The following is a 23,560-nucleotide window of genomic DNA, read 5'->3' on the forward strand; positions in this document are numbered from 1 at the left end:
CCCGGCGCGGACCACCGTGCCCGGACACTCCCCGCAACCTCAGAAGCTATCGGGGCACCACGGGCGTCGCGGCGTCCGGAGCAGTCGGTCCGCCAGTGCGGCGGCGCCCGGGCGCTCCTCGGCTATCCGGCCCAGCGAGGCGAGCCGGACCGCCGACTCGTCGCCCAACCACAGGGTGCCCAACTCGCCGATGTCCATGGTCAGATCGGCCGCGCGGCCCGTGGTCGCACACGCCGCGCCGTCGGGGCCCGCCTCCAGGAAATAGCGGCCACCGGCCAGCCCGGCGCCGTCGTGCAGCTCGAGCACCAGCGAGCCCTCGACCGGGTACGTACGGGTCTCCAGAAGCTGGGGCACATCCAGCGGGCGCAGCCACAGCCAGTCGGCGTGCTGGGTGACCTGGGCGGCGCGGGGGTCGCCGAGCAGCAGCGGAAGCAGATCGTCCGGGGCACGCCGGCCGGTGTTGACCCGGGTCACCCAGTCGACCGAGAGCAGGAAGTGCCACAGCGCCCGCTCGGCGGCCGGGGTGACTCCGGTCAGCTCGAGCACGGTGGCCGTGTTGTGCGGCCGCTTGTTGCCCTCCCAGCGGTCGTCCGCCGTATAGGCGAGCAGTCCGTCCACCGAGCCGTCGGGGGAGCGGTAGAGGACATGGAACGGCTCGGTCCAGGGGCGGTTGGGGAACCGCCGCTGACCGGTGCTGATCCGCCACCAGCTGTCCGGGCGGTCGATGACGCCGTGCTGCCGGGTGCGCAGCCGCTCATGCAGTGCGGGGCCCAGCTTCCGCACCTCGTCGGCGTCGGCGAAGTCGACCCGGCCGCCGTCCACCGGAGCCGAGTGGCGCGGGTCGAGACCGGCGCGGGGAACGTCCACCTGCCATTCGGTGGTCCAGGTGCCCGGGCCGAAGCCGTACCGCCCATAGATCGGGTACTCGGCCGCGATCAGGGTGGCCACCGCGTCGCCCCGCTCCTTGGCGGCGCGCAGATCGTGCTCCATCATCCGGCTGAGCAGCCCCCGGCGGCGGTGGGTGGGCGACACCGCGACATTGCTGACCGCGTCGGCGGGGACGTCCGCCCCGCCGACCGCCGTCAGCCGCTGCGCGAAGCTGCGGAAGGTGGCGACGCAGCGCTCGCCGTCGAAGACCCCCTGCGTACGGGACAGGTCCATCTGCTCCCGCCGCAGCTCCACCTCCTCCTTCGGCGCCTCCGGCGGACGCAGAAAGCCGGTGTTGAGCGCGACGGTCCAGCTGGTCAGATCGGAATCGGAGAGCGAGGTGCGGAGTTCGACGGCCATGCGCACACGCTAGGCGTCCGCCGCCACCGGCCGCACGCCGATTTCCCCAGCCTGCGGACCAGGTCCTTTCATCACACCGCACCCTGTGGACGGCTCGGCGAGCACCTGGTGGACGGCTCCCCCGAGCACCCTCCGAGCACCCCGCCGACGCCTACGCCAGCAGGTCGTCCACCTGCGCCTCTCCCTCGCGGTACCGGCGGGCGATCTCCGCGCTGCAGCCGTCCGCCGTCCGCTGCAGCTCCTGCCGCCGCCGCGACACCTGCTGCTCATGGCCGACGAGGCGGGCCATCGCGCCCCGCAGCTCCTCGTCCGTACGGGCCCGCAGATCGGAGAGGCCCACCTCGGCCAGCATCTCCTCGGCCAGCCGCTCGTACTCGGCGCCCTGCGGCGTCCCGAGCGTGACATGGCGGGCCGAGGAGCGGTGCCGTGAGGGGAGGTCCGCGAGGATCTCCGGCAGCCGGTCCACCAGCGCGGCGGACGGCTGTGCCGAGGCCGCCGCGGACGCCGGATCGCGGCGATGGCCCAGCTCGGCGCGGAGGATGTCGATCCGGCCCTGCAGCAGTCTGCGCAGATAGCTCAGATCCGCCTCCTCGCCCTGTGCCGCGCGGCGCAGCGCCCGCAGCTCCGGCAGCCGCAGTGCGTGCAGAGCGCTCGCCGCCGCGGACGTGGGAGCCACGGTCGGCGCCGTCACGGCGGCGGAATCGGCCAGCCGCCCGCCGCGCTGACTCGGCGGCCGTGGCGGCAGCAGGCCCTCGGTGGCCATGGGCTGGCCGGTGCCCGGTGTGGTCATTGGTGTCCGTCCCCTCCAGCGATGCGTCGTTCCCGCAGTTCCTGCCCGCTTGCACCGCCTGCACGCATCGTGCCACCAGTGATGCTCCCTGTGCAGCGGCTCTCCACCCGATCGGCCCCGGATGGACGCACGGCATGATGGTCGGTATGCGTGCTGTGGTACAGAGAGTGGACGGGGCAAACGTCGTCGTGGACGGCGAGACGGTCGGCGAGATCGTCGGCCAGGGGCTGTGCGTGCTGGTCGGGGTGACGCATGACGACACTCCGGAGAAGGCGGCCCAGCTCGCCCGCAAGCTGTGGTCCGTAAGGATCCTCCAGGGCGAGAAGTCCTGCTCGGACACGGCCGCCCCGCTGCTGGTCATCAGCCAGTTCACGCTCTACGGCGACGCCCGTAAGGGGCGCCGCCCCACCTGGAACGCGGCGGCGCCCGGCGGGGTCGCCGAACCGCTCGTCGACGAGGTGGTGGCCCAGCTGCGGAAGCTGGGCGCGCATGTGGAAACGGGCCGGTTCGGAGCGGACATGAAGGTCTCGCTCACGAACGACGGCCCGTTCACGGTGGTGATCGAGGTCTAGCGCGGCCTCACCTCGAGGTCTGGTGCGGCCTCACCTCGAGGTCTGGTGCGACCGCCCCGGGCTCACGGCTCCACGACCGTCTCCTGGGCGGCGGCCGTGGAGTCGGCGATCAGCTCCGCGTCCACCGGCACATTGCGCTTGACCAGCGCGAGCGCGATCGGCCCCAGCTCGTGGTGGCGGGCCGAGGAGGTGATGAACCCGAGCTGGCGGCCCTCCTCGCCCTCCGAGGCCAGCCGTATGGGCGCGCCGTGGGAGGGCAGCGTCACCTCGCTGCCGTCGAGGTGGAGGAAGACCAGCCGGCGTGGTGGCTTCCCCAGGTTCTGCACCCGGGCGACGGTCTCCTGGCCGCGGTAGCAGCCCTTCTGCAGATGGACGGCGGAGCCGATCCACCCCAGCTCATGCGGGATGGTGCGGTGGTCGGTCTCCAGGCCGACCCGCGGCCGGTGGGCCTCGACCCGCAGCGCCTCGTACGCCAGCACCCCGATCGCCGGCCCGCTCGCCTCGGCGAAGTCGGTGAGCCGCGCACGCGGCAGGAAGAGATCCCGGCCGTACGGGGTCTCGCGGACGACGGTGTCCTCGGGGGCCTCGGTGATGCTGCCCGCCGGCAGGTGGACGACCGCGTAGTCGTCGGTGCGGTCCGCGAGGTCGACCCGGTAGAAGAACTTCATGCTCTCCAGGTAGGCGATCAGATCGCCCTGGCTGTCGGGCTCCACATGGGCCCAGGTCGTTTCGCCGTCGTCGACGAGATAGAGCGCGTGTTCGATATGGCCGTGGGCGGAGAGGATCAGGGCTTCGGTGGCCTGGCCCGGCGGGAGTTCGCTGACGTGTTGAGTGATCAGCAGATGCAGCCAGCTCAGCCGGTCGGCACCGCTTACCGTGACCACTCCGCGGTGCGAGAGGTCCACGAAGCCGGTGCCGTCGGCGAGCGCGCGCTGCTCGCGGAACAGGTCGCCGTAGTGGGCGGCGACGCCTTCGTCGGGGCCCTCGCCGGGGACGGCGCCGGGCAGCGACAGCAAAGGGCTCTTCATGGACTCAGCCTACGACCTGCGGGCTCGGCCCTCACCGGAGCCGTTTTGGCCGTCGTCTCCACGGCGCTGTCGGGCGGAGCACGCGGCACACCGGCCGAAGATCGCGAAGTGCTTCAGATCGGTCTCGAAGCCGAAGTCCGAACGGAGCTGCCGGGTGAAGGCGTCGGCCACGGAGACATCGGCCTCGATCACATCCGTGCAGTCGCGGCACACCATATGGATGTGATGGTGCCGGTCGGCCAGGTGGTACGTGGGAGCGCCATGGCCGAGATGGGCATGGCTGACCAGGCCCAGCTCCTCCAGCAGCTCCAGCGTGCGGTAGACCGTGGAGATGTTGACGCCGCTCGCGGTGCGGCGCACCTCGGTGAGGATCTCGTCCGGAGTGGCGTGCTCCAGATGATCGACGGCTTCGAGCACGAGCTGGCGCTGCGGGGTCAGCCGGTAGCCGCGCTCCCGCAGATCGCTCTTCCAGTCGGTGGTCGCCACGGTGCAAGTGTAGGCGGGCACGCGGTCACCGGCCGGACGCGCAGGGCAGAACCGGCCGCGGCACGGAAGACCCGGGCCCGGCGGCAGGTGGAACGGCCCGGACCTGCTCCGAGGCGGAACAGCCCGGAAGCGCTCAGCGGAAGAAGGCGATCCCGTCGTCCGGGAGGTCCTTGAGGTCCTTGGCCCACTCCCGGGGGTCGACGACCTTCTTCAGATGCGCGGACATGTACGGGCGCAGCTCGACCTCGGGGGTGGCCTTCTCGCCGACCCACATCAGATCGCTGTTGACGTAGCCGTACAGCCGCTTGCCGCCCGCGTACGGGGCCGCGTGCGCGGTGCGCGCCACCGCGTCCGTCGCCAGGTCGATCTGCGGCTTGCCCTCCGCGAGCTCGCCGTACCAGACCTCGACGATGCCCTGGTCCCGGCTCATCACGACCTCGACCTTGCGGTCCTTGTCGATCCGCCAGTAGCCGGACTCGGTCTCCAGGGGGCGCACCTTCTTGCCCTCGGAGTCCAGCACCCAGGTGTGCGAGACGTACTCGATGAAGTCGCGGCCGTCGTGCGTGAAGGTGGCCTCCTGGCCGAAGTTGCACTTCTCGGCCCCGGGGAAGTCCGATACGCCCGCGCCTTCCCAGTTGCCCAGGAGGAAGGCGAGCGGCACGAGGTCCGGGTGGAGGTCGGAGGGAATCTGGATCATGGATTCAGGCGATCTGTCGAGAGTCGAGCCGTGGTGGCCGGGCGGGAGGGGTTCAGCGCTGGCCCTGGTACAGCTTCTTCCAGGTCAGCGCGGCGAAGCCGAGCGTGGCCACGGCGACCAGGATCATCAGGGTGGTGAAGACTGCCTCAAGCACGAGCGCGCTCCTCGGAACAGATGACGGACGGCACCGAGTCTAGTCGGCGCCGGGGCGGCCGGTGGAGACAGGTCGCCGTGCGGCGCCCGGGCCACCGTGCCGACCCTAAGGTTGGCGTATGGCCAAGAAGCTGGTGATCAAGGTGACGGCGGGCGCGGACGCTCCCGAGCGGTGCTCCCAGGCGTTCACGGTGGCGGCGGTGGCCGCGGCGAGCGGGGTCGAGGTCTCGCTCTGGCTGACCGGGGAGTCGACGTGGTTCGCGCTGCCGGGCCGGGCGGCGGAGTTCGAACTCCCGCATGCGGCGCCGCTGCCGGATCTGATCGATGGCATCCTTACGGGCGGCGGCACGATCACGGTGTGCACCCAGTGCGCCGCGCGCCGGGAGATCGAGGAGAAGGATCTGATCGAGGGTGCCCGGATCGCGGGCGCTCAGGTCTTCGTGAGCGAGATCATGCCCGACGGCGTCCAGGCGCTCGTGTACTAGGGCGGTCCTGAACACCCCGGGGTACCAGGGCGGTCCTGGGCGCCCCGGCCGGGGCCCGGTCAGTGGCCCCTGCCGGGCCCCGATCGGCCGGGGCGGTTGTGCTGGTGGTCAATGCCGGTGGTTGTGCTCGTCCAGCTCCCGCCACCACCGGTCGGATTCCTCGTCTCCCGACTCATCCCACCATCGGTCGTCCGGGCCCCGGCGATTGGCCACTATGGCGGCCAGGGGCGGGATCACCATGGCGACGATGCACATCGCGACCGCGGCGGGTACGGACCACAAGCGCACAAAGGCCCACGCCGAGATGAAGAGCGTCAGACACGCGCCCATCAGGAAAAAATATGCGTGGCGGCGTCGCGCGTACATAACTCCAGCGTACGTCCGGGACCGCCGCGCCGACAGATGAAGGACCGCGCCGATAGAGGACGGCCCCCGCGCGAACAGACGGAGGGCCGCACCCCGCCGAGGCGTCCAACCCCGGGGTGCGGCCCTCCGGCCGTGTGTCACGACGCGCCGTCACGCGTCAGACGGCGATGGCGACCTCCGCCAGCCCGCCCTTCTGGGCGACAACAGTGCGGTCCGCGGTGCCGCCGGGAACCAGGGCACGCAGCGTCCAGGTGCCCTCCGCGGCGTAGAAACGGAACTGTCCGGTCGCGGAGGTGGGGACCTCGGCGGTGAACTCGCCGGTGCTGTCCAGCAGCCGGACGTAGCCGGTGACGGGCTCGCCGTCGCGGGTCACCGAACCCTGGATGGTGGTCTCACCGGGCTTGATCGTCGAGGCGTCGGGGCCGCCGGCCTTGGCTCCACACATGGATGTCTGTCCTTACGTTCGGGGGAGAGGGGTCAGCTGTCGGCGCCGAGCTCGACCGGCACGCCGACCAGCGAGCCGTACTCGGTCCAGGAGCCGTCGTAGTTCTTCACGTTGGTCTGGCCCAGGAGCTCGTGCAGGACGAACCAGGTGTGAGCGGAGCGCTCACCGATGCGGCAGTAGGCGATGGTGTCCTTCGCCAGGTCGACGCCCGCGCTCTCGTAGATCTCCTTGAGCTCGTCGTCGGACCGGAAGGTGCCGTCGTCGTTGGCCGACTTCGACCAGGGGATGTTGCGGGCGCTCGGCACGTGGCCCGGACGCTGCGACTGCTCCTGGGGGAGGTGGGCCGGGGCGAGCAGCTTGCCGGAGAACTCGTCGGGGGAGCGCACGTCGACGAGGTTCAGCGAGCCGATGGCCTCCACGACCTCGTCGCGGAAGGCGCGGATGGAGGCGTCCTGCGGCTTGGCCTTGTACTCGGTCGCCGCGCGGGTCGGCACCTCGGCGACCAGGTCGCGGGAGTCGAGCTCCCACTTCTTGCGGCCGCCGTCGAGCAGCTTCACGTCCTGGTGGCCGTAGAGCTTGAAGTACCAGTAGGCGTACGCCGCGAACCAGTTGTTGTTGCCGCCGTAGAGGACGACCGTGTCGTCGTTGGCGATGCCCTTCTCCGACAGGAGCTTCTCGAAGCCGGCCTGGTCGACGAAGTCACGGCGCACCGGGTCCTGGAGGTCCTGCTTCCAGTCGATCCGTACGGCGTTCTTGATGTGGTTCTTGTCGTAGGCCGACGTGTCCTCGTCCACCTCGACGATGACCGTCTTGGGGTCGTCGATCCGGGCCTGGACCCACTCGGCGTCCACCAGGACGTCACTGCGGCTCATGTTCTCTCCTCCGGGGCAGTTGCGGCGGTACGGGCACGCTCGCGACACGGCGCCGCGCGGGGCGTGCGGCGAGCGTACGAGCGAAAGTGCGGGAAGGCCCGGCTGACGGGCCGAGGAGGGGGCCGGTCCGGGGCATGCCGGACCGTGTCCCGTTCAGACGGTGCGACAGAGCATGGCGGCGACGCGGCACAGGTCGACTGCCCGCCGCTTCGTGAGATCCGCCTGTCGCTTCATGCGTCCGATCGTAGGGACGGACAGGCGGGCATGTCACCGGCGTGTCGAATGGTGAGACATTATCGTCCGGAGTGTGAGATGAGAGACGGGTGAAGGCCCCGGAGGCGGGGCCGCCCGGGCAGGCGAAGGCCACGGGCGGTCATGTATGCGGACGAGATCGTCTCAGTGAATGGACCAGGGGCGAGATCGGGCGCCCCTGGTGCTGATCGCGTCAGCCCGTCAGCTGGACGTTATTACCCGTGACCGAGACGTCTATGCCGTCCTTGGTGGCCTCCACCTTGTCGAGCCGCATGCCGGTGGGCAGTCCCTCGATCTTCCGCTCGATGTCGGCCTTCTCGCGCACCTTGTCCTCCCACTGGGGGATGCTGCCGCCCGGGATGGACTCGGCGTGCAGCCGGATGGTGGTCCCGTTCACGATGGTGACCTGGGAGTGGGCGGTGAGGCTGAGGCCCAGCAGACTGCCGGTGATCTTGACCTTGTTGGACCCCGACGAGTCGTAGCCGACGGTCACCCCCGGACCGGCGGCCTGCGAGAGGTCCGCGTAGCTGATGTGGGCCGAGCCGGTGGCGCGGTCGGCGCTGGCCGAGGAGAAGCTGCCCGAGATGCGGACGTTGTGCAGCTTCGCGTCGAGCTCGGTGACCCGGACGCTGCGGCCGTCCCCCGTGGCCGTGGTCAGCCCGTCCACACCGACGTCGACCTCGTCCAGCTCCTTGCCCGCGACCTGGGTGAGGAAGGGGAAGCCCTTGATCGAGACATTGGGCGTGGTGGTCAGGCCCTGCGAACTCTTGATCTTGTCTGCGGCCTTCGACTCCGCGATGTACACCGCGATGCGGTCGGCGGCCACGAAGAGGCCGCCGAGTATCACGACGACGATCAAGGTGATGCGTAGTGCGCGCATGTGCGTGGTCCCCCAGGCTCGTGCTCAGGCCCTCGCCTGAGGCTGCGAGCCTATCCGGAGCGGCCGAGCGGGAGCCGGGGAGTCAGCCCAGTGCGCGGCCGATCACATAGACCACGGGGGCGGCGGCCGCGAGCGGCAGCGCCACGCCGGCCGTCATATGGACGAACCGCGAGGGGTAGTCGTAGCTGGCTACCCGGTGGCCGATCAGCGCGCACGCCCCGGCCGCGAACCCGAGCAGGGCGGCGGTGGAAGTGCCCGTTCCGGTGAGCTGCCCGGCCCCGACCCCGGCGCCCGTGGCGGCCGCCAGCGCGACCACGACGGCAGCGGCGGTCGGCAGCGGCAGCGCCCGGACGAGCACGGCCACGGCGACGGCGGCCGCCCCCACCACGACGGCGTCCGAGGACTCGGCGACGGCGGCCAGATGGCCGGCCGCGAGCACCGTAAGGGCCGTGGACGCCACAGCGGCCGTCAGCCCGTACAGCCGCTCGTCCGCGGAGGCGTGGCTGCGCAGCTGGAGGATGACCACCAGCAGCAGCCAGACGCCGATGGTGCCGATGAGGACAGTCGGGGCGCGCGCCGGCTCGGTGGCGAGCAGGCCGATGCTGGCGGCCAGACCGCCCGCGTAGGCGAGCGCGATGCCCTGCCGGGCGGGCCACATGCCGTTCAGCCGGAACCAGCCCGCCGCCGTGACCGCCTGCAGCACCGCCACCACGACGGCGACCGCCGGGCGGCCCAGCGGCGCGGTGGCCGCGAGCAGGCCGGCGAGCACGGCGGTCAGCGCGGCGGGGACGAGCCCCGGGGGAGGATCTGCGGACGGCCCTCGGCGCGGGCCTTCTCGGCGGCGGTGAGCGGCCGGTCCGGCTGCGGGGCGGGCGGCTCGGCGGTCGTGGTCGCGGCTGCCGTCGCGGGGGCGGGCGCGGCCTGGTGCTGGGCCTGGGGCTGCTGGGATTGTGCGTGCTGGGCCTGTGCGTGCTGGGCCTGTGCCGCGGTCCGGGGCTGTGCCGGGTGCGGAGGCTGGGCCGGGTGCTGGGCGGCGGGCTGGTACGGGTGCTGCTGCTGATCCCAGCCCTGGGCGTACTGCCCCTGATGGGCCTGTTGCCCCTGGTTCGGGTGCTGGCCCTGGTGCGCCTGGTGTCCCTGGTGCCCCTGCTGGGCGGCGTAAGGATCCGCGTACGGCTGCTGTTGGTACTGCTGCTGCGGGTGCTGGTACTGCTGCGGCTGGGCCTGGGCGTACCCCTGCTGCTGCGGATAGCCCTCGTACCCCGGCCAGTCGCCCGGCTGCTGGACGCCCTGACCGTGGCCGCCGTTGTTGCCCGGGCCGCCGTTGCCGCCATTGCCGCCATTGCCGCCGTAAGGATGCGCGCTCTGGTCGTATCCGCCGTAAGGAGCCTCGTACGACCCGTACGGGGGATACGGCTGCTGGTACGGCTGCTGCTGGTTCTGCTGGTTCTGCGGGTTCTGTTGGTGATGAGGCTCGTGGGGCTCGTTGGGCTGGTGCGGCTGGTTGCTCATGAGCTCGGGGTTCACCCTCCTGCGAACGGCGGGAGCACCTCGACCGTGCCGCCCTCGGCGAGTTGGATCGTCTTGTGGTCGCGGGTGCCGACCGGGGTTCCGTCGACCAGGAACGAACAGCGCAACAGCACGCGCGCGAACTCCGGCCGTGCGGTGTGCCGCTCCCGGGCCACCTCGAGCGCCTCCGCCAGTGTCCGCGCGGCGTACGGCTCCTCCGCGGTACCGGCCGCGGCGCGGGCGGCGGCCCAGTACCGGATGGTCCCGGCGGGCGTGTTCTTCATCGCCATCGCGATCCCTTTCCCGTCATCTGCCGCCTCCATGATGACGGGTGCGGGCCCGCGCCATGGACCACGCGCGGTTCGTCGAAAATACGGCCGGTTCGGGGCGTGCGTCACTTAAGGTTTCGGTGTGCTGGTACGACTGATACGGGCGCATCTGAGGCCCTATACCCGAACGATCACGCTGATCGTCTTATTGCAGCTGGTGCAGACCCTCGCCACCCTCTACCTCCCCGCGCTGAACGCGGACATCATCGACGGCGGAGTGGTGAAGGGCGACACCGGCTACATCGTCCGTGTCGGCGGGCTGATGATCGCCGTCACGTTTGTTCAGATCGTGTGCGCCGCGGGAGCCGTCTACTTCAGCGCCCGTACGTCCATGGCGCTCGGCCGCGATGTGCGCGCCGCCGTCTTCGACCGGGTGCAGTCCTTCTCCGCCCGTGAGATGGGCCACTTCGGGGCGCCGTCCCTGATCACCCGCACCACCAACGATGTGCAGCAGGTGCAGATGCTGTGCCTGATGGCGTTCACGCTGATGGTCTCGGCGCCGATCATGTGCGTCGGCGGTGTGGTCATGGCGCTCAACCAGGACGTTCCGCTGTCGGGGCTGCTCCTGCTCATCGTTCCGGTCCTGGGCGTGGTCGTCACGTTCGTCGTCCGCCGGATGCGCCCGCTGTTCCGCCATGTCCAGGAGCGCATCGACACCGTCAACCGGGTGCTGCGCGAGCAGATCACCGGTATCCGGGTCATCCGCGCCTTCGTCCGCGACACCCATGAGCGCGACCGCTTCACCGCCGCCAACACCGGGCTGATGGACGTCTCACTGCGGGCCGGACGGCTGATGTCGCTGATGTTCCCCGCCGTGATGCTGGTGGTGAACGTCTCCAGCGTGGCCGTCGTCTGGTTCGGCGGGCACCGGATCGACAGCGGCGGGATGCAGATCGGCGCGCTGACCGCGTTCCTCAGCTATCTGGCGCAGATTCTGTCGTCCGTGATGATGGCCACCTTCATGTTCATGATGGTGCCGAGGGCCGAGGTGTGCGCCGAGCGCGTACAGGAGGTGCTGGACACCGAGACCAGCGTCGTACCGCCCCTCGTGCCCGTCACGGCCGCGCCCGCCGACGCCGGACGAGGGCTGCTGGAGCTGCGGGGCGTGGAGTTCCGCTTCCCCGGCGCCGACGAGCCGGTGCTGCGCGACATCTCGCTGATCGCCCGGCCCGGCCGGACCACCGCCGTCATCGGCTCCACCGGCAGTGGCAAGTCGACCCTGCTCGGGTTGGTGCCACGGCTGTTCGACGCGACCGACGGCAGCGTCCACCTCGACGGGGTGGATGTGCGCGACCTCGACCCGGAGGTGATGACCCGGAACATCGGGCTCGTTCCGCAGAAGCCGTATCTCTTCGCCGGCACCGTCGCCTCGAACCTGCGGTACGGCAATCCCGACGCCACCGACGCAGAGCTGTGGCGGGCCCTGGAGACCGCCCAGGCGCGGGAGTTCGTGGAGTCCATGGAGGCCGGGCTCGACGCCCCGATCGCCCAGGGCGGAACCAACGTGTCCGGCGGCCAGCGGCAGCGGCTGGCCATCGCCCGGGCCCTGGTCCGCAGGCCGTCCGTCTATCTCTTCGACGACTCCTTCTCCGCGCTCGACTACGCCACCGACGCCCGGCTGAGGGCGGCGCTCGTGGACGAGACGGAGAACTCGACGGTCGTCATCGTGGCCCAGCGGGTGTCCACCATCCGGGGCGCCGATCTGATCGTGGTGCTCGACGCGGGGCGGATCGTCGGCGCCGGTACCCACGGCGAGCTGATGGCCGGCAACGAGACCTACCGCGAGATCGTGCTCTCCCAGCTCACCGAACAGGAGGCGGCATGAGCGACGCACACGCGGCCACTGAGCCGCAGAAGGCGACGGAAGTCGCACCTCTGCGCCGCGTGGGCGACCGTCACATCAGCTGTTGGCGCAGCGGGGCGAATGTAAGGGACACCGCATGAGTGGCACCTCGGCACCCCGCAGGGGTCCGGCGCCCGCCGCCGGACCCGGCCGCTTCATGGGCGGGCAGCCGACCGAGCGGTCCCTGGACTTCCGCGGCTCCGGCCGCCGGCTGCTGGCCCGGCTCCGCCCCGAGCGCGGTATCGCGCTGCTGGTGCTCGCGCTGGGCACGGGCAGCGTCGCGCTCGCGGTGGTGGGTCCGAAGATCCTCGGCGAGGCGACCGACCTGATCTTCGCGGGCCTCATCGGACGGCAACTGCCTGACGGGGCGAACAAGGAGCAGGCCGTCCAGTGGCTGCGCGACAGGGACCAGGGCACGGTCGCCGACATGGTGGCCTCGATGGACGTCACCCCCGGCCAGGGCATCGACTTCCACGCGGTCGGCATCGTGCTGCTGTGGGCCACGGCGCTGTACGTCGTCGCCTCGCTCCTGGGCCTGGTGCAGGCGCGGGTGGCCACGGTCATCGTCCAGCGCGCGGTCTTCCGGCTGCGCGAGGACGTGGAGCACAAGCTGGCGCGGCTGCCGCTGTCGTACTTCGACAAGCAGTCGCGCGGTGAGGTGCTCTCCCGCGCCACCAACGACATCGACAACATCCAGCAGACGCTGCAGCAGACCCTCAGCCAGATCATGGCCTCGCTGCTGACGATCGTGGGCGTGCTGTCGATGATGTTCTGGATCTCGCCGCTGCTGGCGCTGGTGGCGCTGATCACCGTCCCGGTCTCGGTGTGGGTGACGACGCGCATCGGCAAGCGCGCCCAGCCGCAGTTCGTCGCCCAGTGGAAGACCACGGGCAAGCTCAACGCCCATATCGAGGAGATGTACACCGGCCACTCACTGGTGAAGGTCTTCGGGCGGGAGAAGGAGTCCGCGGAGCTGTTCCGGGAGCAGAACGACAAGCTCTACGCGGCGGGCTTCAAGGCCCAGTCCATCTCCGGGCTGATCCAGCCCGCGATGATGTTCATCGGGAACCTCAACTATGTGCTGGTGGCCGTGGTCGGCGGGCTCCGGGTGGCCTCCGGCGCGCTGTCGATCGGCGATGTCCAGGCGTTCGTCCAGTACTCCCGGCAGTTCAGCCAGCCGCTCACCCAGGTGGCCTCCATGGCCAACATGGTGCAGTCGGGCGTGGCCTCCGCCGAGCGGGTCTTCGAGCTGCTGGACGCGCCCGAGCAGAGCGCCGAGCCGGTGGACCCGCGGCGGCCGGAGGCGGTGCGGGGGCAGGTCGCGTTCGAGGACGTCTCCTTCCGCTACCAGCCGGACACGCCGCTCATCGACGGTCTGTCGCTGTCCGTGCGGCCCGGGCAGACCGTGGCCATCGTCGGCCCGACCGGCGCGGGGAAGACCACCCTGGTCAATCTGCTGATGCGGTTCTACGAGGTCAGCGGCGGGCGGATCACGCTGGACGGGGTGGACATCGCCGAGATGTCACGGGAGGAGCTGCGCTCCCATATCGGGATGGTGCTGCAGGACACCTGGCTGTTCGGCGGGACGATCGCAGAGAACATCGCGTACGGCGCGCAAGGGGCGACCTTCGAGAAGATCGTCGAGGCGGCGAAGGCCACCTATGTGGACCGCTTCGTACGGACCCTGCCGGACGGCTACGACTCGGTGATCGACGAGGAGGGCTCCAATGTCAGCGCCGGGGAGAAGCAGCTGATCACGATCGCCCGGGCGTTCCTCTCCGAGCCGTCGATCCTGGTGCTGGACGAGGCCACCAGCTCGGTCGACACCCGTACCGAGGTCCTCATCCAGCGGGCGATGGCCTCGCTGCGGAGCGGCCGTACCAGCTTCGTGATCGCGCACCGGCTGTCGACCATCCGGGACGCGGACGTGATCCTGGTGATGGAGTCGGGGCGGATCGTGGAGCAGGGCTCGCATGACGCGCTGCTCGCGGCGGGCGGTGCGTACGCCCGGCTGTACGCGTCCCAGTTCGCGGAGCCGGTGGCGGAGGCCGAATAAGAGGCCGAATAGGAGGCCGAATAAGTGGGGCCGCCTCCTCAGACGTGGGTCGCCGCCCAGTCGGCGATGCGGCCCAGCAGGGCGGGGGAGGCGGCGGTCTCGGCGTGGCCGAAGCCCGGTTCGATCCACAGCTCCGAGGCGGACGGGTCCGCCGCTGACGCCAGCATCCGCGGATGGTCCAGCGGGAAGTACGGATCGCGGTCGCCGTGCACGATCAGCAGCGGCGTTGGCGCGATCAGCGGCGCCGCGGCCACCGGGGACAGCGGATCGACGTCCCAGCCGCGCGGGTCGATCCGGGTGCGCAGCCCGTAGCGGGAGACCAGCCGGCCCGCCGGCCGGGTGATCGCCCAGTGGACCCGCCGCATGGGCGCGGTGCCCCGGTAGTACCAGCGGGCGGGTGCGCTCACCGCGACCACGGCATCGGGTGCCGCGCCGTCGGGTGCCGTGCCGTCGGGCGCCGTGTCAGGCGCGTCGGCCGCGGGGTCCGTGCGCCCCGGCGAGCGCCCTGTGCGCTCCCCATTGTGTGCGATGTGCACCGGCTGATCTTCTTCGTTTTTCCCGTACAGCGCCGCCTGCCGGATCACCACCGACCCGCCCATCGAGAAGCCGACCGTGACGACCCGCCGATGCCCGAGGCGACGCGCCCAGCGCACCGCGGCGGCCAGGTCCAGCACCTCGCGATCGCCGACCGTGGACCGTCCGCCGGACCGGCCATGGCCCCGGAACGAGAACGTGATCACGGCTGTACGCTGGCGAAACGCCGACGCCACCCGGCGCAGCGCGGGGCGCTCCAGGGCGCCGGTGAACCCGTGCCCCACCACCAGCGCGAGGTGGTCGGAGGGTTCGGTGCCGGGCGCCGGGGAAGGCTCGTACAGTGCCTCGATCGAGACGCCGTCATCGGTCAGCAGCGTGGCCCGCCGCTCCCCCGTAATGACCTTGGAAGGACAACGGGGAGCAGATTGAGCCTCTCGGGCACATGTCATGTGGGTTATTCTGTCGTGAAGAGGATCCGGGCAACGTAGCCCCCGGGTCCTTTTGTGCTTTCAGGGCGGGGTGCGCGTTTGAGCGCACCGTCGCTCCAAGGGCGCGGAGCGTGACTGTACGAAGTAGTAGCCGCATACTCCCCCGGGCACGGCCCGGGAGGTGCCCCTCTCGCAAGGGACCGAGGAGGAACCGACGTAATGGGCGAGCGAAGCGTGCACAACCTCGAGAACATGGCCGGGGCGGGTGGTGGACGATGAGTTCCCTCCTGCTGCTGACCAACGCACTTCAGCCCTCGACGGAGGTGCTTCCCGCCCTCGGCCTCCTGCTGCACGGCGTGCGGGTGGCTCCCGCCGAAGGCCCGGCCCTGGTGGACACGCCGGGAGCCGATGTCATCCTGATCGACGGCCGCCGCGATCTGCCGCAGGTGCGCAACCTGTGCCAGTTGCTGCGGTCCACCGGCCCCGGCTGCCCGCTGATCCTGGTGGTGACCGAGGGCGGGCTGGCCGCCGTCACCGCCGACTGGGGCATCGACGACGTCCTGCTGGACACCGCGGGCCCGGCGGAGGTCGAGGCCCGGCTGCGGCTGGCCATGGGCCGCCAGCAGATCACCACCGACGACAGCCCGATGGAGATCCGCAACGGCGATCTGTCGGTCGACGAGGCCACCTACAGCGCCAAGCTCAAGGGGCGTGTGCTCGATCTCACATTCAAGGAGTTCGAGCTGCTGAAGTATCTCGCGCAGCACCCCGGCCGGGTCTTCACCCGGGCGCAGCTCCTGCAGGAGGTCTGGGGCTACGACTACTTCGGCGGCACTCGCACCGTGGACGTCCATGTCCGGCGGCTGCGCGCCAAGCTGGGCCCGGAGCACGAGTCCCTGATCGGCACCGTGCGGAACGTGGGCTACCGCTTCGTCGCGCCGGAGAAGGTCGAGCGCGCCGCCGAGGAGGCCCGGGCCAAGGCCGCGGCGCGGGGCGCCGGAGCGGGCGACACGGCGCGGGGCGAGCACCCCGGCGGGGCGCCCGGCTCCGCGGCGAGGGCCGCTGTCGCACGACCGGCCAACAGCTAGCTGGACCCGCGTAGACTTCGCGCGTGGCCAAGGTGACGCGGGATGATGTGGCAAGGCTTGCGGGGACTTCGACCGCGGTCGTCAGTTACGTCATCAATAACGGACCCCGGCCGGTCGCCCCGGCCACGCGCGAGCGGGTGCTTGCCGCGATCAAGGAGCTCGGCTACCGGCCGGACCGCGTCGCGCAGGCGATGGCGAGCCGCCGGACCGATCTCATAGGGCTGATCGTTCCGGACGCCCGGCAGCCGTTCTTCGCGGAGATGGCACACGCCGTCGAGCAGGCGGCCGCCGAGCGCGGAAAGATGGTGCTGGTCGGCAACTCCGACTACCTCGACGAGCGCGAAGTGCACTATCTGCGCGCCTTCCTGGGGATGCGGGTGTCCGGGCTGATCCTCATCAGCCAGGGCCCGAGCGAGAACGCGGCGGCCGAGATCGAGGCGTGGGACGCCCGGGTGGTGCTGCTGCACGAGCGGCCCGAGGCGATCGACGACGTGGCGGTGGTGCTGGACGACGTCGGCGGCGCGCAGCTCGCGGTGCGGCATCTGCTGGAGCACGGCCATGACTACGTGGCGTGCCTCGGCGGCACCGAGATAACCCCGACCGTCGGCGACCCCGTCACCGACCACGTCGAGGGCTGGCGCCGCGCGATGCACGAGGCGGGCCGCCCCACGGAGGGGCGGCTCTTCCAGGCCCCGTACAACCGGTACGACGCCTATAAGGTCGCCCTCGATCTGCTGGCAGGTCCCGACCGGCCCCCGGCCATCTTCTGCGCCACCGACGACCAGGCGTTCGGGGTGCTGCGGGCCGCGCGTGAGCTGCGGATCGAGGTACCGCAGGAGCTGGCGGTGGCCGGCTTCGACGACGTGAAGGAAGCCCATCTCACCGACCCCCCGCTGACCACGGTCGGCTCCGACCGCCCCGCGATGGCGCGCGCCGCGGTCGATCTGGTGCTGGACGACGGCGTCCGCCTGGCCAGCTCCCGCCGCGAGCGGGTCAAGCAGTTCCCTTCGGCACTGGTGGTCCGCCGCTCCTGCGGCTGCGCGTAGCGCGTAGCGCGTAGCGCTTCTGCCCGGGTCGGGGCCCTGGGGGCCCCGACGGCCCCCTGTTGTCCTCGCCGTCCGGCGGGATCAGCCCTGCGGGCCGGTTGTGCTGTGCGGTGTGGGCTGCTTCCCCGGCGGGCTGCGCCCGCGCGCTGTGGGGCCCTGCGGCCCCGCGAACGGATGCCATGCGCGGCGCGCGCCCGCCCAGCGGCCTCCCCGGCGGGGAGATTCCGCGCCTGGCGAGGCTTGTGATCCCGGCGTTCCGTGGTTGGGTCCCGATGTTCGCGGAGGCGCCGCGCCCTCCGGGGCGGAGTGTCCGCCTTACGGCGGCGTGCCGGTGGGGCGCGACGTCCACGTTCTGCGGACGGGCTTCGCCGACCTGCGGTGCGTCCGAGGGGGTTGGAGGCCGGCGGGGCCCGAGGGTTACGGCGTCCCTCGGCGCCCGGTAGGCGCGCCTCCGCGGGCCGCCTTATGTCGGGCATACCGACTTCTGGTGGGGTTCTCAGCGGGCACTCAGGGGACTCTCATACTTCGGTCGCACAGTCATAGACATGACGGACAGCACACGCCGTAGCGGCGCAGACGAGCCCTATCCCTTCTCGTACGGCGGTGGTGCGGGGTATCCCGATCCGCCCGCGTATGAGCCTCAGCAGGCGGTCACCACGCCGTCCGGGGTCACCGTGTGGCCGAGTGGTGGCGGGGTCGGGGAGGAGGGCGGGGCGTTCGCGGGTGAGGGGGCGCATGGTGGCGGAGGGCGGCGCAGGGCGCGGGCGTCGCGTCCGATCGCGCTGATCGCGGCCGTGGCGGCGGTTTCGGCGCTCGTGGGCGGTGGAGCGGCCGCGCTGGTCACCAACGCCACGCAGAAGTCCGACACCACGGTCTCCACCCCCGTGGTCAACGCCAACTCCACCAGCCGCAGCGGGGTTTCGGCCGTCGCGGCGGCCGTCAGCCCCAGCATCGTGGAGGTCAGCGCGAGTGGCACCAGCGGTCAGTCCACCGGTTCCGGCGTGGTCATCACCAGCGGCGGCGAGGTCATCACCAACAACCATGTGGTCTCCGGCGCCGACTCGATCAAGGTGACCTTCAGTGACGGCAGTAAGAAGACCGCGACGGTCGTCGGCACCGACAGCAAGAAGGACCTCGCGCTGATCAAGGTGGAGGGCGCGAGCGGGCTCAAGGCCGCGGCCCTCGGCGACTCAAGCAAGGTCACCGTGGGCGACCAGGTCGTGGCCATCGGCTCGCCGGAGGGCCTTACCGGCACCGTCACCAGCGGCATCGTCTCCGCGCTCGACCGTGAGGTCACCGTCTCCACGGACCAGAGCCAGGGCCAGGGGCAAGGCGGTCAGGGGCAGGGTGGCGGCGGCGGTCAGTGGCCCTTCGAGTTCGGCGGCGGCCGGTACAACGGCGACGTCGGCGAGTCGACCACCACCTACAAGGCCCTCCAGACCGATGCCTCGCTCAACCCCGGCAACTCCGGCGGTGCGCTGATCAACATGAGCGGCCAGGTCATCGGCATCAACTCCGCGATGTACTCCGCGGCTTCGGGCCAGAGCTCCAGCAGCGCGGGCAGCGTCGGCCTCGGCTTCTCGATCCCGGTCAACACGGTCAAGTCCGATCTCGCCTCCCTGCGCTCGGGCGGCAGTGACGGCAACGCCTGACCCACCCACGTGCGAGGCTGGCAGCAGCGCGGCGGAGCAGCGACGGAGCCATTCCCGCGGAGCGGCTCGCTCGGCAGCGCGGCCACCTCCCCGCCCACCGTCATCGTGATCGTGAAGGAAACCGACCCATGAGCCCCGCCGACCACGGCGATCAGCCCGCCCGCATCCTGATCGTCGACGACGAGCCGGCCGTCCGGGAAGCCCTGCAGCGCAGCCTCGTCTTCGAGGGTTACGCGACCGAGACCGCCGTGGACGGACTGGACGCGCTGGACAAGGTCGGCCACTACGACCCCGAGCTGATCGTGCTCGATGTGCTGATGCCCCGGATGGACGGGCTGACCGCCGCGCGGCGGCTGCGCGCCACCGGGGTCACGCTGCCCATCCTCATGCTCACCGCGCGGGACACGGTCGGCGACCGGGTCACCGGGCTCGACGCGGGCGCGGATGACTACCTCGTCAAACCCTTCGAACTGGACGAACTGCTGGCCCGCATCCGCGCCCTGCTGCGCCGCAGCTCCTACGCGGGGCAGCAGGGCGCGGCGCTCCCCGAAGGCGACGTGATGGCCTTCGGCGATCTGCGGATGGACCTGACCACCCGCGACGTCACCCGGGGCGGGCGCCGCGTCGAGCTGACGCGTACCGAGTTCACCCTGCTGGAGATGTTCCTGGCGCATCCCCGTCAGGTGCTCACTCGTGAGCAGATCCTCAAGGCGGTGTGGGGCTTCGACTTCGAGCCGTCGTCCAACTCGCTGGACGTGTACGTGATGTATCTGCGCCGTAAGACCGAGGCGGCCGGTGAGCCGCGGCTCGTGCACACCGTGCGCGGGGTGGGGTATGTGCTGCGGCCCGCGGAGGGCGATCCCTCGTGAGGTTCCACAGACTGCCGCTGCGCTCGCGGCTGGCCCTGCTGACCGCGGTGGCCGTCGCGGTGGCGGTGGCGGTGTCCGCGTTCGCGTCCTGGCTGATCGTCCGGGAGCAGCTCAGTGCCCAACTCGACTCCTCCCTGCGCAACGTCAAGGTGGACGAGCGCAATGTGCTGAGCATCCTGGAGGCGTGCCAGAGCCCCGGGGGCGCCGACGGCCACACCCCGCGTGCCCTCGGCTCGTACTCCGTGCAGATCGTGCTGGCCGACGGAAGCCGCTGCACCCAGCCCGGGGCCACCCAGCTCCCGGTGACCACCGCCGATGTGGAGGTGGCCGTCGGGCAGCGGCCGAGCGCGCTGCATGACGCGACGGGCGCGGGCGGTGGCGGGGACATGCGGGTGTACACCTACCGGCCGACCGAGGGCCCCGGCAGCCCGCTGCCGCGGGGGATCGCCGTCTCCATGGCCCGCCCGCTGAGCGAGGTCCAGCATCCGCTGAGCACGCTCACCCTGGTCCTCGCGCTCGTCGCCGGGGTCGGCGTCGTCGGCGCGGGCGCCGCGGGCCTGTGGATCGCCAGGACCGGGCTCAAGCCCGTGGACCGGCTGACCGAGGCGGTCGAGCATGTGGCCCGCACGGAGGATCTGGCCGTCCGCATCCCGGCGGAGGGCGATGACGAGATCGCCCGGCTGTCCCGGTCGTTCAACTCCATGACGGCGGCCCTCACCTCCTCCCGCGACCGTCAGCAGCAGCTCATCGCGGACGCCGGACATGAGCTGCGCACCCCGCTCACCTCGCTCCGGACCAATATCGAACTGCTCGCCCGCAGCGACGAGACCGGCCGCGCGCTGCCGCCCGCCGACCGTAAGGCGCTCATGGGGAGCGTCAAGGCGCAGATGACCGAGCTGGCCGCGCTGATCGGCGATCTGCAGGAGCTGTCCCGGCCCGATGCCCTGCCCGGCAGCGGCCCCCCGCAGGTGATCGCCCTGCACGAGGTGGCGCGGACGGCCCTGGAGCGGGCCCGGCTGCGCGGTGCGCATCTCACGATCAACGCCTCGATCGAGCCCTGGTACGTCCGCGGTGAGGCGGCCACGCTGGAGCGGTCGCTGGTCAATCTCCTCGACAACGCGGTGAAGTTCAGCCCTTCGGGTGGTGTGATCGACGTCGTCCTCAGAAGCGGAGAGGTAAGGGTGCGGGACCACGGCCCCGGCATCCCCGCCGAGGAACTGCCGCATGTCTTCGAGCGCTTCTGGCGCTCCCCGTCCGCCCGCAGCATGCCCGGCTCGGGCCTCGGCCTGTCGATCGTGGCCCGCACGGTCCAGCAGGCGGGCGGCCAGGTGGGACTGGAGGCGGCCCCGGGCGGCGGCACGGTCGCCTGGATCAAGCTCCCGGGCGCGCCCACGGCTCCGCCGGGGATCGACGTCGACTGAGCGTGGCCCGGCGCGGCCGGGCGCGGAGCGGCTCGGCCTGGTCCGGCCTGGTCCGGCCTGGTCCGGCCTGGTCCGGCGCGGCCTGGCGCGGAGCGGCGCGGTCCAGGGAGGTCCGGCTCGGCGCGGCTCCGGCCTGGCTCGGCCCGGGGTGGCGCGGCCTGGCCCGGCGCGGCCCCGGCGTTGCCCCGGCGTTGCCCAGCGCGGCTCAGCCCGGCTCAGCCCGGCGCGGCCCGGCCTCGCGCGGCTCCGGCGCGGCGCGGCGCGGCGCGGCCCGGCCCGGCCTGGCCTGGCCTGACCCGGGTCCGGCTCGGCTCGGTCCGGCGCAGGTCAGGCTCAGCCTGGTCCGGCCAGGTCCGGCCAGGTCCGGTCCGACCAGGTCCGCTCGGTCCGGCTGGGCTTGGACGAGCCCGGCCCGCCCCCGTCAGAGCGGCCCGAGCCGGAGCGTCGGCTGAGGCCCGGTGTCGGTGGGGGAATCGCGCAGGGGGCCATCCAACGAGCGGCCCTCCAGGGAGCCGTTCAGGGCGCCGTCCCCGGAGCCGTTCAGCGGCGCGTACGCGCCGTCCCCGGAGCCGTGCAGCCGGGCGTACGTGCCGTTCAGCGCCAGCAGTTCGCGATGGGTGCCGGTCTCCACCACCCGCCCGTGGTCCAGCACCAGGATGCGGTCCGCGTCCGGGGCCAGGTTCAGATCGTGGGTGATCATGAGCGTGGTGCGGCCGGACATCAGCCGTCGCAGCGGCCGGACGACCCGCCGCGCCGCCAGCGCGTCCAGACCGGTGGTGGGCTCGTCCAGGACGAGGACGGGCGCGTCGCGCAGCATCGCGCGGGCGATGGCGATGCGCTGCAACTGGCCGCCGGACAGCCGTGCCGTATGCGGGTCGATCCGGGTGTCGTAGCCCTCGGGCAGCGCCGTGATGAAGTCGTGCGCGGCGGCGTCCCACGCCGCCCGGACGATCTCGTGCTCTGCGGCCCCGGGACGGCCGCAGGCGATGTTCTCGCGGATGGTGTCGTGCAGGATCAGGGTCTCCTGCGGCAGCAGCGTCACGTTCGCCCGCAGAAAGCCCAGCGGCATCGCGTACAGCGGAACGCCGTCCAGCCGCACATATCCCTCCGCCGGGTCGTAGAAGCGCGTCAGCAGCTTGGAGACGGTGGACTTGCCCGCCCCGCTCGCCCCGGTGATCAGCACGAACTCACCCGGCCGGGCGGTGAACGAGACACCGGCCAGGGTGCGCCGGTCGCCGCCGGGGTAGCGGAAGCCGACCCGGTCGAACTCCACCGTGCCGTGCACCCGCCACGGCGCCACCGCGGCCCCGGGCGGCGGATCGCTCACGGCGGGCTCGGCGTCGAGGATCTCCAGCAGCCGCTCGGCGCCCGCCGTCGCGGCCGTAAAGGTGAGGCCGAGCTGTCCGAGGTTGCGGATCGGCGGGTAGAGGTAGCCGAGGAAGGCGGCGAAGGCCAGCAACTGCCCGATGGTCATCCGGTCCTGGGAGATCTCCCAGGCGCCGAGCCCGATCACGGCGAGGACGCACAGCGTCTCGATGACCTCGACCAGTTGCTCGTACAGCTCGCTCATCCGGGCACCGGCCACCGACGCCCGCATCCACGCACGGGCTTCCCGGTCCAGCCGCCGCTCCTCGGCGTCCTTACGGTTGTACGCCTGCGTCAGCACGACGTTGCCGAGCGACTCCTCGACGACGGAGGTGATCGCGCCGTCGGCGACCCGCTCGTCCCTCGCCACCGAGCCGATCCGCCCGGAGAAGCGCCGCGCCGCCAGCCAGAAGAGCGGTGCCAGGACGAAGGTGACCAGCGCCAGGTCCCAGCGCAACTGGAAGGCGGCGACGGCGAAGAAGACCGTGCTGAAGAGGGCGGAGACGGTGCTCACCACCCCGGAGACCACCATCTGCTCGATGGACTCCACGTCCCCGGTGAGGCGTTCGACCAGATCGCCCTGGCGGTGGCGCTGGAAGAAGTGCGGCGGCAGATCCTGCACATGAGCGAAGACCCGGGCCCGCAGCCGCAGCACGAACCGCTCGGCGGTCCATACGGCGAGCGAGTTGCCCGTATAGCCGACGGCCGCGCCGAGCACCGCGACCGCGAGCCACTGCGCGGCGGGGACCCAGAAGGCGCCGAGCGAGCCCTGCCGCAGGGCGTTGTCGGTCAGATCGGAGAACAGCAGGATCGCGGCGGTCTCGGCGAGTGCCGCGGCGATGACACAGGCGCAGATGAGCACCAGCCAGCGCCGGTCGCCCTCGGTGAGCGGCCAGAACCGGCGGAACGCCTGCCGCGCGGGAAGCCGCGGAGTGGTCCCCTCGGCGCCGGGCTCGCCGTCCCCCACGTCTACGGGCAGGTACTCCTCGGGGAGCTGCGGGGCCGCCTTCGGCTGATGACGACCGTAAGGGCGCGGCCGCCCGGCGCGCCGATGCCGGCCGAGGCCGGTGGCCGAGTCGGCCCCGAGCGCGCGAAGCTGCATGGTGG

The 23,560-nt window shown here is 71.6% G+C and carries 21 protein-coding genes and 1 pseudogene; 9 read left to right on the forward strand and 13 right to left on the reverse strand.

The features are described 5' to 3' along the window. Positions 1-39 precede the first annotated feature (39 nt). On the reverse strand, positions 40-1,287 hold the full coding sequence (locus CGL27_RS26535; protein ID WP_119994561.1) for a GNAT family N-acetyltransferase: 1,248 nt from the start codon (positions 1,285-1,287) through the stop codon (positions 40-42). Between the two features lie 151 nt (positions 1,288-1,438). Then, positions 1,439-2,077, reverse strand: coding sequence for an ABC transporter substrate-binding protein (locus tag CGL27_RS26540; protein ID WP_119990487.1), 639 nt, complete (start codon positions 2,075-2,077; stop codon positions 1,439-1,441). A 146-nt stretch (positions 2,078-2,223) separates the two neighbouring features. On the opposite strand from CGL27_RS26540, the gene dtd reads away from it, so the two are divergent. Further along, entirely contained in the window at positions 2,224-2,649 is a 426-nt protein-coding gene (gene dtd, locus CGL27_RS26545; protein WP_078647563.1) for a D-aminoacyl-tRNA deacylase, read from the forward strand. A gap of 62 nt (positions 2,650-2,711) precedes the next feature. Here dtd and CGL27_RS26550 read toward each other — a convergent pair whose 3' ends face one another. From CGL27_RS26550 to CGL27_RS26560, 3 genes are all read right to left on the reverse strand, one after another. Next, the gene (locus CGL27_RS26550; protein ID WP_078642747.1) at positions 2,712-3,677 is read right to left on the reverse strand and encodes a glycine cleavage T C-terminal barrel domain-containing protein; all 966 of its coding nucleotides are present in this window, start codon (positions 3,675-3,677) and stop codon (positions 2,712-2,714) included. 9 nt (positions 3,678-3,686) lie between these two features. Further along, a complete protein-coding gene (locus CGL27_RS26555; RefSeq protein ID WP_078647564.1) occupies positions 3,687-4,163 on the reverse strand; it encodes a transcriptional repressor in 477 nt (158 codons plus the stop codon). A 133-nt stretch (positions 4,164-4,296) separates the two neighbouring features. Beyond that, a complete protein-coding gene (locus CGL27_RS26560) occupies positions 4,297-4,860 on the reverse strand; it encodes an FABP family protein (protein WP_078642748.1) in 564 nt (187 codons plus the stop codon). Positions 4,861-5,132: 272 nt separating this feature from the next. On the opposite strand from CGL27_RS26560, the gene CGL27_RS26565 reads away from it, so the two are divergent. Then, positions 5,133-5,498 (forward strand): DsrE family protein, encoded by a 366-nt coding sequence (locus CGL27_RS26565; protein ID WP_014053928.1) that lies wholly within the window; start codon positions 5,133-5,135, stop codon positions 5,496-5,498. Positions 5,499-5,606: 108 nt separating this feature from the next. Here CGL27_RS26565 and CGL27_RS26570 read toward each other — a convergent pair whose 3' ends face one another. The 6 genes and pseudogenes from CGL27_RS26570 to CGL27_RS26595 all read right to left on the reverse strand — a co-directional run bounded on the left by CGL27_RS26570 (position 5,607) and on the right by CGL27_RS26595 (position 10,112). Further along, positions 5,607-5,864 carry a DUF3099 domain-containing protein gene (locus CGL27_RS26570; RefSeq protein WP_014053929.1) on the reverse strand — a complete coding sequence of 86 codons (258 nt, stop codon included), beginning with the start codon at positions 5,862-5,864 and terminating at the stop codon, positions 5,607-5,609. Positions 5,865-6,021: 157 nt separating this feature from the next. After that, positions 6,022-6,309 (reverse strand): DUF1416 domain-containing protein, encoded by a 288-nt coding sequence (locus tag CGL27_RS26575; RefSeq protein WP_028814639.1) that lies wholly within the window; start codon positions 6,307-6,309, stop codon positions 6,022-6,024. 32 nt (positions 6,310-6,341) lie between these two features. Further along, on the reverse strand, positions 6,342-7,181 hold the full coding sequence (locus tag CGL27_RS26580; protein WP_078642749.1) for a sulfurtransferase: 840 nt from the start codon (positions 7,179-7,181) through the stop codon (positions 6,342-6,344). Positions 7,182-7,626: 445 nt separating this feature from the next. After that, the gene (locus CGL27_RS26585) at positions 7,627-8,313 is read right to left on the reverse strand and encodes a DUF2993 domain-containing protein (RefSeq protein ID WP_078642750.1); all 687 of its coding nucleotides are present in this window, start codon (positions 8,311-8,313) and stop codon (positions 7,627-7,629) included. A gap of 82 nt (positions 8,314-8,395) precedes the next feature. Beyond that, positions 8,396-9,825, reverse strand: a pseudogene (locus CGL27_RS26590) (hypothetical protein). 11 nt (positions 9,826-9,836) lie between these two features. Next, positions 9,837-10,112, reverse strand: a complete 276-nt coding sequence (locus CGL27_RS26595) for a MoaD/ThiS family protein (protein WP_203348498.1) — start codon at positions 10,110-10,112, stop codon at positions 9,837-9,839. Positions 10,113-10,233: 121 nt separating this feature from the next. Between CGL27_RS26595 and CGL27_RS26600 the strand changes: the two genes are divergently transcribed. Both CGL27_RS26600 and CGL27_RS26605 read left to right on the forward strand, forming a co-directional pair. Then, the gene (locus CGL27_RS26600) at positions 10,234-11,976 is read left to right on the forward strand and encodes an ABC transporter ATP-binding protein (protein WP_162953074.1); all 1,743 of its coding nucleotides are present in this window, start codon (positions 10,234-10,236) and stop codon (positions 11,974-11,976) included. A 115-nt stretch (positions 11,977-12,091) separates the two neighbouring features. Next, positions 12,092-14,050, forward strand: a complete 1,959-nt coding sequence (locus tag CGL27_RS26605; RefSeq protein WP_107439114.1) for an ABC transporter ATP-binding protein — start codon at positions 12,092-12,094, stop codon at positions 14,048-14,050. Positions 14,051-14,088: 38 nt separating this feature from the next. Here CGL27_RS26605 and CGL27_RS26610 read toward each other — a convergent pair whose 3' ends face one another. Next, on the reverse strand, positions 14,089-15,033 hold the full coding sequence (locus tag CGL27_RS26610; protein ID WP_240450643.1) for an alpha/beta fold hydrolase: 945 nt from the start codon (positions 15,031-15,033) through the stop codon (positions 14,089-14,091). Positions 15,034-15,287: 254 nt separating this feature from the next. Between CGL27_RS26610 and CGL27_RS26615 the strand changes: the two genes are divergently transcribed. The 5 genes from CGL27_RS26615 to CGL27_RS26635 all read left to right on the forward strand — a co-directional run bounded on the left by CGL27_RS26615 (position 15,288) and on the right by CGL27_RS26635 (position 21,088). Then, positions 15,288-16,100, forward strand: a complete 813-nt coding sequence (locus tag CGL27_RS26615; RefSeq protein WP_119990489.1) for a response regulator transcription factor — start codon at positions 15,288-15,290, stop codon at positions 16,098-16,100. Between the two features lie 23 nt (positions 16,101-16,123). Continuing rightward, the gene (locus CGL27_RS26620) at positions 16,124-17,146 is read left to right on the forward strand and encodes a LacI family DNA-binding transcriptional regulator (RefSeq protein WP_119990491.1); all 1,023 of its coding nucleotides are present in this window, start codon (positions 16,124-16,126) and stop codon (positions 17,144-17,146) included. 545 nt (positions 17,147-17,691) lie between these two features. Further along, on the forward strand, positions 17,692-18,798 hold the full coding sequence (locus CGL27_RS26625; protein ID WP_119990493.1) for a trypsin-like peptidase domain-containing protein: 1,107 nt from the start codon (positions 17,692-17,694) through the stop codon (positions 18,796-18,798). 128 nt (positions 18,799-18,926) lie between these two features. Further along, a complete protein-coding gene (locus CGL27_RS26630) occupies positions 18,927-19,667 on the forward strand; it encodes a response regulator transcription factor (protein WP_078642756.1) in 741 nt (246 codons plus the stop codon). Further along, on the forward strand, positions 19,664-21,088 hold the full coding sequence (locus tag CGL27_RS26635; protein ID WP_119990495.1) for a HAMP domain-containing sensor histidine kinase: 1,425 nt from the start codon (positions 19,664-19,666) through the stop codon (positions 21,086-21,088). Before CGL27_RS26630 ends, CGL27_RS26635 begins: the two co-directional genes overlap by 4 nt. A gap of 421 nt (positions 21,089-21,509) precedes the next feature. Here the strand turns inward: CGL27_RS26635 and CGL27_RS26640 are convergent, their stop codons facing one another. Further along, positions 21,510-23,555 (reverse strand): ABC transporter ATP-binding protein, encoded by a 2,046-nt coding sequence (locus CGL27_RS26640; RefSeq protein ID WP_119994564.1) that lies wholly within the window; start codon positions 23,553-23,555, stop codon positions 21,510-21,512. Between the last annotated feature and the right edge of the window lie 5 nt (positions 23,556-23,560).

Source organism: Streptomyces sp. 11-1-2, from assembly GCF_003595545.1.
Taxonomy (GTDB): domain Bacteria; phylum Actinomycetota; class Actinomycetes; order Streptomycetales; family Streptomycetaceae; genus Streptomyces; species Streptomyces hygroscopicus_B.

What these genes read in the sequence shown, in the direction of transcription:
- CGL27_RS26565 (WP_014053928.1), top strand. Translation starts at nt 5,133, where the DNA reads ATGGCCAAGAAGCTGGTGATCAAGGTGACGGCGGGCGCGGACGCTCCC.
- CGL27_RS26595 (WP_203348498.1), bottom strand. Translation starts at nt 10,112, where the DNA reads ATGGCGATGAAGAACACGCCCGCCGGGACCATCCGGTACTGGGCCGCC.
- CGL27_RS26560 (WP_078642748.1), bottom strand. Translation starts at nt 4,860, where the DNA reads ATGATCCAGATTCCCTCCGACCTCCACCCGGACCTCGTGCCGCTCGCC.
- dtd (WP_078647563.1), top strand. Translation starts at nt 2,224, where the DNA reads ATGCGTGCTGTGGTACAGAGAGTGGACGGGGCAAACGTCGTCGTGGAC.
- CGL27_RS26630 (WP_078642756.1), top strand. Translation starts at nt 18,927, where the DNA reads ATGAGCCCCGCCGACCACGGCGATCAGCCCGCCCGCATCCTGATCGTC.
- CGL27_RS26575 (WP_028814639.1), bottom strand. Translation starts at nt 6,309, where the DNA reads ATGTGTGGAGCCAAGGCCGGCGGCCCCGACGCCTCGACGATCAAGCCC.
- CGL27_RS26570 (WP_014053929.1), bottom strand. Translation starts at nt 5,864, where the DNA reads ATGTACGCGCGACGCCGCCACGCATATTTTTTCCTGATGGGCGCGTGT.
- CGL27_RS26540 (WP_119990487.1), bottom strand. Translation starts at nt 2,077, where the DNA reads ATGACCACACCGGGCACCGGCCAGCCCATGGCCACCGAGGGCCTGCTG.
- CGL27_RS26550 (WP_078642747.1), bottom strand. Translation starts at nt 3,677, where the DNA reads ATGAAGAGCCCTTTGCTGTCGCTGCCCGGCGCCGTCCCCGGCGAGGGC.
- CGL27_RS26640 (WP_119994564.1), bottom strand. Translation starts at nt 23,555, where the DNA reads ATGCAGCTTCGCGCGCTCGGGGCCGACTCGGCCACCGGCCTCGGCCGG.
- CGL27_RS26605 (WP_107439114.1), top strand. Translation starts at nt 12,092, where the DNA reads ATGAGTGGCACCTCGGCACCCCGCAGGGGTCCGGCGCCCGCCGCCGGA.
- CGL27_RS26615 (WP_119990489.1), top strand. Translation starts at nt 15,288, where the DNA reads ATGAGTTCCCTCCTGCTGCTGACCAACGCACTTCAGCCCTCGACGGAG.
- CGL27_RS26625 (WP_119990493.1), top strand. Translation starts at nt 17,692, where the DNA reads ATGACGGACAGCACACGCCGTAGCGGCGCAGACGAGCCCTATCCCTTC.
- CGL27_RS26585 (WP_078642750.1), bottom strand. Translation starts at nt 8,313, where the DNA reads ATGCGCGCACTACGCATCACCTTGATCGTCGTCGTGATACTCGGCGGC.
- CGL27_RS26535 (WP_119994561.1), bottom strand. Translation starts at nt 1,287, where the DNA reads ATGGCCGTCGAACTCCGCACCTCGCTCTCCGATTCCGATCTGACCAGC.
- CGL27_RS26610 (WP_240450643.1), bottom strand. Translation starts at nt 15,033, where the DNA reads ATGACATGTGCCCGAGAGGCTCAATCTGCTCCCCGTTGTCCTTCCAAG.
- CGL27_RS26580 (WP_078642749.1), bottom strand. Translation starts at nt 7,181, where the DNA reads ATGAGCCGCAGTGACGTCCTGGTGGACGCCGAGTGGGTCCAGGCCCGG.